Genomic DNA, 9,198 nt, shown 5'->3' with positions numbered 1-9,198 from the left:
TTTGGACATCCGACTTAATTGAACCTGGAAAAGGAATGTATGCAATTGAATTAGAAGAAGCCCTATCCGCAGGCGAATATGAAGATGCGGTATTGAAATATGAATGTTTTTCTTTAACGGATCAGTCACCCTTAAATGGGTCTGAAATAAATTTAAAATTAGTTGTCGTATAGACACAAGTAGGAGGAAGTTTTTATGAAAAAATTAGTAGTAGGTACATTGGCATTAGCAACACTAGGAATGACCATTTTTAATGGAAGTAATGCATATGCTGCAGATAAGCAAGAGGACACAGTAGTTGAATATTCAGTTGAAGGTGATTATACATTAGTGATCCCAGAAAAAGTTAACTTGTCATCTAAAAACTCTACGGAGATGTCTGTTAGTACAATCAATCGGAATTTAGAACCTGGAAAAGAAGTAGAAATCAAACTGACCACTGGTTTATCAGCGGATGGCGAAATTGAATTAGAACGAACAGGCTCAACATCAGATAAAGTGACAAGTAGTCTAAAAAGTAACAACAATGTTGTTACAGTAACTGACCCAGTAATAGGGAGCTTTACAGGTTACGCATTAGAAGAAACAGAAGTAAGTAAAATTGAATTTGGTATTCCTCAAGGTGAAAAAAAAGCGGGGTCTTATCAAGCAACGTTGACATTTGCAGCAGCTTATAAATAGGAAGAAATGAAAGGAGTAGTGCATTTTATGAAGAAATTAATTGTTCTGATGATGCTCTTACTCAATACAATCGGAATGTTCACTTTATCATCTGAACAAGCACACGCTAGTCAAACGAAGGTGGAGGTGTTCTTTTCAGAAGATGAAATCAATTCTAGTGAAGAATACATTCGAGAGATTCCTAAAAGTGGACTTGATAATGCTTCAGGAGATAATACAGGTGTATCATCATTACCAAGAACTAATGACAAAAGAGATAGTATCTATGTGGTATTGGGAGGCTTACTAATCTTATTTTCTTTTGCAATAAAAATGAAATCAAGAGAAGCTGACTAGTCACTAAATGGAAATGATTTAGATAAAATATAATATTAGGAATGAAACAGCCTTGATGGCACATAGTGATGATATACATTGAATATTTTTGACATGAATTCACAGTAGAACTTTTGTTTTGATACCAAATGGAAAAGTAGTCCTTAGTCAATACTGAGGGCTACTTTTATTTGATTAACAGTTCCAACTAAGCCCAAAATTCTTCCAACGTATCATTTTCAAGATAATCCTCGTAATTATTTCCGGTTAATAATTTTTTGTACAGTAATCCATAACTTTCAACTTCAAGAAAAGCAGCAAAGGAATCAGCCATCGCACCATCAGATGAGTTATCGTCGTGTGAAATTCGAATTAGAGTTCTTAAAATTTCTATCGGATCTGAAGTATTTGAGATTCCAAACGCGCCACTCCAAATATGATCAATTGTTCTGATCATCTCTGTGCTTAAAGCAACACCAATTTTTTTAATATCATCCGCAGTCATTTCAACTATCATACGTGTCACTCCCTTTTTTAAATAGTATACTACAAATTAGCAAAAAAGGGAACGTGCGTTCTTGTTCGCTGATATTCTTATTCGTAAGCAAACATGAGTATTAATGAATTTAAAAGATGGATAGGTTAGATAGAGAAATTCTTATTCTATCCACTTAATTAAAGCTTATCTAGGTATAACTATTGAATTATTCAGTAGTTATTTCTAGGTAGGCTTTTTTCGAAGAACGAATTAAAATTAAGAGTCGTACTAGAAAAATATAGAAAAATGAAAAAAATGTGGCGAGTCACCTGCTTTTTTTCGTTTAGAATTAGTTGTTGTGTTTTTTTGGAAAAACTTTAACGATGATTATTTTTGCAATCTAAACGAAAGAGGAGCGCTGATGAAATGAAGAAAAGTAAAATAGGATTATTAGTGTCTATGACACTTATGGCTAGTACGTTGACTCCATTAAGCTCTGTAGCGGAACAAGTCTCAGATGAACAAATAGACAATCAATTAGAGATAGAGAATCCCACTATTCCTGATAAAGGTGAGATTTCAGTTGATGAAGAAACTGAAGACACTGGTTTAGATAAAGAGAATGATTTAGAGAAACCTATTGCAATACCTGAAGTAAATGGAGAAGTTGTTGATGATTTAAAAAATGAAGCTGTAGATAGTACCATCATTGACCAAGGAATAATGGAGTCAGGAGTATGGAAGTACTATTCGAACGGATTATTGTACATGGATGGTGTAGTGTATCCTAGTGACATCAATAAATGGAAGGAATATTTCTCTAATGTTCTATCAATAGAGATCGGACATGCTGCATTAATTGGTGATTTTACCAGCTTCTTCTCAGTTTTTGTAAATCTTGAATCTGTTACGATGGGAGAGACATACCTTAACGAAATTACAAATATGAATAGGATGTTTGCCGATTTAACAAATTTAAAATATGTTTCGTTTGGAGCAGCAGAGCCTAGATATAAAAGTGTGAGCGTAACTAATATAGCTCGTATGTTTTTTAATTGTATTAATCTAAAAAGAGTAGACCTTAGTATGATTGATACAAGTAAAGTAACGAATATGGGCTATATGTTTTATGGATGTAGCGATTTAATAGAATTAGACGTAAGTGGGTTTGACACAAGCAAAGTGACGGATATGGGTTATGTGTTTCAAGGATGTAGCGATTTAACAGAATTAGATGTAAGTGGGTTTGACACAAGCAAAGTGACAAATATGGCCTCCCTGTTTTCTAACTGTAGTGGTTTAACAGAGTTAGACGTAAGTGGATTTGACACAAGTAAAGTGACGAATATGCAAGTAATGTTTGCTAACTGTAGTGGTCTAACAGAGTTAGACCTAAGTGGATTTGACACAAGTAAAGTGATGATTACGTCCCTCATGTTTAGTAGGTGTAGCGGTCTAACCGAAATCTCAATAAGTAAAGATTTTAAGTTTGGGACTACAACATATTTCCCAACTTTATCAGGTAAGTATGCATGGCAGGAAGAAAACAATAGGCAACTATTCTTTAGCGCAGATGATATGATCGCTTATCATAACGATTCGAATGAAACCAATACTTATCGAAAAGTAGCCTACGTAGAATTGACGATGAATGCAAAAGGTGGGGAATTCAAGGACGGATCTGAAAAAATCACACAAATTAAAGTTGTGGATGAATTATGGGAAGAACAGATTCCAACAAAAGAGAATTATCAGTTTGATGGTTGGTATCTGGATGAAGAATATACAAGAGAATTTGAATTTTCTCAACCGGCTACAGAATCATTGACGATTTTTGCAAAGTGGTTAGAAAATTATACCGTTACTATTCCTGCGACAATAGACTTAATTTCAGAAGATAAGTTGACGATTTCAGGTATTAACAATGGCTCGGGTACATTGAAAGTGAATCTCAAGGGAGCAGAAAGCCAAATTAGTGACTTCACTCGATTACGCCTGACACACAAACAGAACGCAGATATTACCGTCCATACGATACTAAAATGGGAACAACTATCTTCTGACATTTGGAACGTGTTAACAATCGAATCAGAGGCTAGTTCCGTATCTAAAAGTGCCGACATTGGGCTGATCAAGCCTGAGAACGCACAAGCGGGTGACTATGAGGGGCAATTGGTCTTTTCAATTAGGTATGAGTGAGATCGCACTAGTTGAGAACCAGTAAAATTATCAGGGGTATATGAAATCGCAACAGAACTGAACCTCATTAATACTAGGGAGGAAAAGATGAGTATATTAATCGGGCTGCTAATATTTTTCGTTGGTGGATTCATTGGTGTGGCGACAATGTGCATGGTTCAATTAGCTGGTGAAACTGATCGAAGAATGGAAGAATTCAGTAAAGAAAATCGTAAATCTGACCGCTAGAATTTGAAGGATCTATGGAGAAAATTTTGAAACTATGGTAGGTGCTAAAGTCTTAGGAATAGAGTTTATTTCTTTCTCAATTCCTTTGTTTTACAAGAAATGTTTGGAAAGAGGAAGGAGCTTAGTAATTAGGAACTTAGGTAAGTTCCTTCTTTTTTGAATAAATTTTAGTATTTTAACCTTTGAGTTATAAAGAGATGTGGAAAAAATATCTATTTCAACAGAACAAGTCGGAGTGGACGGAAAAATATTCTATCAGTTCTTATGACATGATAGGGATCAGTCAGATTCTTATAGAAAACAAGAATTTTATTTAACGGTTAGAACAATAAATAGATTTCTCTTTGAAGAAGAATAGTAAATAGGATTATAAATAAGTGTTTATAGCGAGTATGCTATCTAAAGCATTAATTTTATTCTTTATTTCGCTTAATTAAAAGACTATAATTTAAGTGAAAATATTCTTTCTAAAAACTAGTTTTAAAAAATAAGGAGTGAGAAGAAGATGAGGGAGTTGTTGGATTCAAAAAGTAAAAAAAGAGTTGCAGTTATAGAAAAAATTTTTTATAGTAGCAATCATATTTGTACACAGTCAGAGTTGTTGGAACAGCTAGACATGACCTATCCCACTTTACTTTCAGTAATTGACGGGATAAATAACGATGTCGTCAGATTTGGGTATAGTGACTTTTCAATTTCTCGGCACTCACATCCTCAATCTTACTCTATAAATATAAATAAGAGTATCAGTATTCAACTCTTAGTACATGCTTATATTAGAGAATCTTCAAAATTTCAACTTCTTGAATTGCTATTAACATCTTCATTTCCCAATCTACAGTTATTGTCAAAGAGTCTATACATTTCATATAATTCGCTTAGAAAAGATATTAAAGAACTCAATCAATTTCTAAAAAAAAATGGCATCAAAATTTCCGCAAAAGAGGGAGTAAGACTCGAAGGCGATGAAATTGGGATAAGATTATTTTATACGTTCCTCTATTTAAATGTTTATGGTGGTGATTCATGGCCATTTTCGTTTATTCAGTATTTTGAGATTACTAGAATACTGGAAAATTGTCCAAAAGAAATTTATATTGCTCATAGTATTGATAAAAGTATGTTAATTCATTATTACCTAGCTGTTCATCTACTAAGAGTTAGACAGGGATTTTTAATTCCAGAATCTCGTGAATTTGCTATTGCTCTATACACGCCGTATCCGGAAGAATCAATTGAATCGTTTAATCTATTTATGAATAATTTAAACGTATATGTCCCTAATATAACTAATAAAATCCAATTATTCACTTCACGTATTTTATTAAGCGTTTTTCTGGCTTTTGGAAATTATTCTTCGATAGATAAGGTGCCTCCTTTTTTTTATTTGGAAAATCAATTTAATCAAAATAAATTTTTAGAAACCGTATTTTTTATAACTAATCAGGTGGACCAGCACCTATCCATTCCTTTTTCAGAAAGAGAAAAAGAAAAATTACTTTATTCACTTCTTAGTGTCACCTATCGCTTTTTTCTATTCAAAGGGTTGAGTATGGACCTATCTTCAGTAATCATGGGATTTTCAGAAATTGAAAGAAACCTCAAAAAAATTCACAAAATGAAGCATTTGAAATGTTTAGTGCAGCAAATGATGGAGTTAGAGGAGTTAGCTATTTTAGAACCGTTTAAAAAAGAGTTAGGCGATAATTATCTGCTTATCCTTGAAAAACGGATAGACTTTTCTAAGCATACTTTACCAATAAAAGTTGCTATATTATCGGTTATTTCAAATGAAACAGCCACTTTTGATTTTATGAGTCATTTTTCTAATTACTACAATATTTGTGTAACGGATAGAATGGAAAAAAATATTGATTTGTTTATCAGTGACTTCCCCTTATCTCCTAGTGTTATATCAAGATTGAGCATTCACCAGCCCATTGTTTACGTAAATACTAGATGGACCGAAACGGACTATACGAAAGTGAATACAATATTGGCAGGTATTTCTGCTGAGAATTTCATCAATAAATAGTTATTATAGAAAACTATAAAAAGGACTTTCAAGAACAATTTGAAATAATGAAACCTTTGCCTAAGGGGTACTATTTCTAAAACACAGCGAAATTTAGAAAGTTATATCCAAACTTTTTGTGCCAAGTAATAGATTCGAGAAAGTAAATAAAATTGCTCTCTTATTAACTAAATGTATAGGTGAAAAAGTTATTGAAACTCGAATAAATCTATTTTACTAAGGAACAAACAAAAACATTTTTTCATGAATTAGTACGGGGATGGACTGCAGCAGGAATGTTTTTACTCCGAAAAAAATTTTAAAACAGGATTTCATCAGGTTTTTGTTTATTCTCCTAAATGAACAAATTAATTTAGAGAGGTCAGCTGACATTTTAAAATGAACATCCTTGAGCCACTGTGTCTAAGCGATCATTATTGAAGACTCGGTAGATTCTCTATTTCGATTTCTTTAGAGTCGCTTAAAAAAACTCAATATTCTAGTGAATAATAGTATGTCAGTTTTTGACATGGATTACGCTCTATTAAATTCTATGATATCGAACCTGGTACCAATAAAATCTGATTTCTTTCAAGCATATTTAGGGATAACTATTGAACTATTCAGTAGTCATATCTAAGTATGCTTTATATTTTGCGGTAGACAAGATTAAGAAAGAGATCGTGCTCAAAAATTTTAAAAAAGTAAAAAAAACGTGGCGAGCCACCTCCTTTTTTTCGTTTAGAATAAGTCATGTTAGTTTGAAAAAAAGTTTAACAATAATTATTTTTTGCGATCTAAACGAAAGAGGAGCGCTGATGTAATGAAGAAAAGTAAATTAGGGTTACTAGTGTCTATTTCACTTATGGCTAGTTCCGTTACTCCATTAAGGTCTGTAGCAGAACAAGTATCAGATGAACAAATAGGCAATCAATTAGAGATAGAGAATCCCACTATTCCTGATAAAGGTGAGATTTTAGTTGATGAAGAAATTGAAGAAGGCGATGAGTCTTTTTCAGATAAAGAAGATAATTTGGATGAAGCTGTCGAAAAAACTGAAGAACTATCAGAAGACGAATCTAAGATTGTAAACAACGAGATTGAGTCAACGGTTGTTGATAAAACCATAATTGATCAAGGACGACTTGAGTTTGGAGATTGGATTCTTTATTCTGATGGGCAATTGTACTTAGAGGGAGTTGTAACAAAAGAAGCATCTCAAGCTTGGGCACAATATGCATTAAGTATCAAATCAATAGTATTCTCGCAATCTGATTTGAGGGGTGATTTTAGCAAATTTTTTATAAAATATGAAAATGTTGAGACAATTGATTTTGGAGTAGCAACTCTGACTAGTGTCACGTCTATGACGTCTGCTTTCGAGGGATTGAAAAACCTGAAAAAAGTATTATTTAAAGATGTAAGGCATTCAACTAGTTTGCTGACAAACACGCAGCAAATGTTTTTTGGCTGTAGAGCTCTAACTGAATTAGACTTGAGCGGACTTAATACAAGCGAAGTAACGACAATGGAACGTATGTTTGTTAACTGCAGCAGCTTAACGGAGTTAGATCTAAGTGGATTTAGCACAAGCGAAGTGACGAGTATGGCCTTCATGTTTAGTAGCTGTAGCGTTCTAACCGAATTAGATGTAAGTGGATTTAGCACAAGCAAAGTGACGAGTATGGCCTCCATGTTTAGTAGCTGTAGCGTTCTAACCGAATTAGATGTAAGTGGATTTGACACAAGTAAAGTGACGGATATGAGATCCATGTTTTATACCTGTAGCGCTCTAACTGAATTAGATGTAAGTGGATTTGACACAAGTAAAGTGACGGATATGAGAAGCATGTTTTATATCTGTAGCGCTCTAACCGAATTAGATGTAAGTGGATTTGACACAAGTAAAGTGACGGATATGAGCAACATGTTTCGTGAGTGTAGGGTTCTAACTGAATTAGATGTAAGTGGATTTGACACAAGTAAAGTGACGGATATGTACTTGATGTTTTATTACTGTAGGGTTCTAACTGAATTAGATGTAAGTGGATTTGACACAAGCAAAGTGACGCTTATGTACAACATGTTTTTTAATTGTAGAGGTCTAACCGAATTAGATGTAAGTGGATTTGACACAAGTAAAGTGACGAATATGAGTGGCATGTTTAGTAACTGTATTGCTCTAACCGAATTAGATGTAAGTGGATTTGACACAAGTGAAGTGACGAGTATGAGTAGCATGTTTACTGCCTGTAGCGCTCTAACTAAATTAGATGTAAGTGGATTTGACACAAGTGAAGTGACGAATATGAGTAGCATGTTTAATACCTGTAGCGCTCTAACTAAATTAGATGTAAGTGGATTTGACACAAGTAAAGTGACGAGTATGACCATGATGTTTAATGACTGTATTGCTCTAACTGAATTAGATGTAAGTGGATTTGACACAAGTAAAGTGACGAGTATGAGCATGATGTTTTATAACTGTATCGTTCTAACCGAAATCTCAATAAGTAAAGATTTTAAGTTTGGGGCTTCAACAAATTTCCCAACTTTATCAGGTAAGTATGCATGGCAGGAAGAAAACAATAGGCAACTATTCTTTAGTACAAGTGATATGATTGCTTACCATAACGATTCGAATGAAACCAATACTTATCGAAAAGTAGCGTATGTAGAATTGACGATGAATGCAAAAGGTGGAAAGTTCGATGATGGAACTGAAAAAAATATACAAATTAAGGTTATGGATGAACTATGGGAAGAACAAATTCCAACAAAAGAGAATTATCAGTTTGATGGTTGGTACTTAGATGAAGCATACACGAAAAAATTTGATTTCTCTCAGCCTGCTGCAGAATCATTGTCGATTTTTGCAAAGTGGGTAGAAAATTATACCGTTACGATTCCTGCGACAATAAACTTAAATCCAGAAGATAAGTTGACGATTTCAGGTATTAACAATGGCTCGGGTACATTGAAAGTGAATCTCAAGGGAGCAGAAAGCCAAATTAGTGACTTCACTCGATTACGCCTGACACAGAAACAGAACGCAGATATTACCGTCCATACGATACTGAAATGGGAACAACAATCATCTGACATTTGGAATGTGTTAACTATTGAACCAGAAGCTAGTTCCGTATCTAAAAGCGCCGACATTGGACTGACCAAACCTGAGAACGCACAAGCAGGTGACTATGAGGGACAAATGGTCTTTTCAATTAGCTATGAGTAAGGAGGTATAGAATGGATAAGAAAAAAATTACGATAACATCTATAG

General features: G+C 33.9%; 7 protein-coding genes. 6 read left to right on the top strand and 1 reads right to left on the bottom strand.

The features are described from left to right. Positions 1-195 precede the first annotated feature (195 nt). A complete protein-coding gene (locus BCR25_RS10335) occupies positions 196-681 on the top strand; it encodes a hypothetical protein (protein WP_069663533.1) in 486 nt (161 codons plus the stop codon). Positions 682-708: 27 nt separating this feature from the next. After that, positions 709-1,017: an LPXTG cell wall anchor domain-containing protein gene (locus BCR25_RS10330; protein WP_069663532.1), complete on the top strand. Its 309-nt coding sequence runs from the start codon at positions 709-711 to the stop codon at positions 1,015-1,017. A gap of 187 nt (positions 1,018-1,204) precedes the next feature. Here the strand turns inward: BCR25_RS10330 and BCR25_RS10325 are convergent, their stop codons facing one another. Then, the gene (locus BCR25_RS10325; RefSeq protein WP_069663531.1) at positions 1,205-1,513 is read right to left on the bottom strand and encodes a hypothetical protein; all 309 of its coding nucleotides are present in this window, start codon (positions 1,511-1,513) and stop codon (positions 1,205-1,207) included. Between the two features lie 387 nt (positions 1,514-1,900). Here BCR25_RS10325 and BCR25_RS10320 point away from each other — a divergent pair, with 387 nt between their 5' ends. The 4 genes from BCR25_RS10320 (at position 1,901) to BCR25_RS19895 (ending at position 9,153) form a co-directional block, all read left to right on the top strand. Continuing rightward, complete coding sequence (locus tag BCR25_RS10320) at positions 1,901-3,673, top strand: BspA family leucine-rich repeat surface protein (protein WP_069663530.1); 1,773 nt, start codon at positions 1,901-1,903, stop codon at positions 3,671-3,673. 87 nt (positions 3,674-3,760) lie between these two features. Beyond that, positions 3,761-3,901 carry a DUF3789 domain-containing protein gene (locus tag BCR25_RS19900; protein ID WP_083242642.1) on the top strand — a complete coding sequence of 47 codons (141 nt, stop codon included), beginning with the start codon at positions 3,761-3,763 and terminating at the stop codon, positions 3,899-3,901. 505 nt (positions 3,902-4,406) lie between these two features. Further along, positions 4,407-5,936, top strand: coding sequence for an AcpB/EbpR/MafR family transcriptional regulator (locus BCR25_RS10315; protein ID WP_069663529.1), 1,530 nt, complete (start codon positions 4,407-4,409; stop codon positions 5,934-5,936). Between the two features lie 802 nt (positions 5,937-6,738). Next, entirely contained in the window at positions 6,739-9,153 is a 2,415-nt protein-coding gene (locus BCR25_RS19895; protein ID WP_083242641.1) for a BspA family leucine-rich repeat surface protein, read from the top strand. Positions 9,154-9,198 lie beyond the last annotated feature (45 nt).

This window comes from Enterococcus termitis (assembly GCF_001730305.1).
Taxonomy (GTDB): Bacteria; Bacillota; Bacilli; order Lactobacillales; family Enterococcaceae; genus Enterococcus_L; species Enterococcus_L termitis.
Note: the sequence above shows the minus strand (reverse complement) of the source record. Positions and strands in the feature narration are given on the sequence as shown.

Excerpts from the sequence above, each read along its gene's own strand:
- BCR25_RS10335 (WP_069663533.1), top strand. The coding sequence starts at position 196 with ATGAAAAAATTAGTAGTAGGTACATTGGCATTAGCAACACTAGGAATG.
- BCR25_RS10330 (WP_069663532.1), top strand. The coding sequence starts at position 709 with ATGAAGAAATTAATTGTTCTGATGATGCTCTTACTCAATACAATCGGA.
- BCR25_RS10325 (WP_069663531.1), bottom strand. The coding sequence starts at position 1,513 with ATGATAGTTGAAATGACTGCGGATGATATTAAAAAAATTGGTGTTGCT.
- BCR25_RS10320 (WP_069663530.1), top strand. The coding sequence starts at position 1,901 with ATGAAGAAAAGTAAAATAGGATTATTAGTGTCTATGACACTTATGGCT.
- BCR25_RS19900 (WP_083242642.1), top strand. The coding sequence starts at position 3,761 with ATGAGTATATTAATCGGGCTGCTAATATTTTTCGTTGGTGGATTCATT.
- BCR25_RS10315 (WP_069663529.1), top strand. The coding sequence starts at position 4,407 with ATGAGGGAGTTGTTGGATTCAAAAAGTAAAAAAAGAGTTGCAGTTATA.
- BCR25_RS19895 (WP_083242641.1), top strand. The coding sequence starts at position 6,739 with ATGAAGAAAAGTAAATTAGGGTTACTAGTGTCTATTTCACTTATGGCT.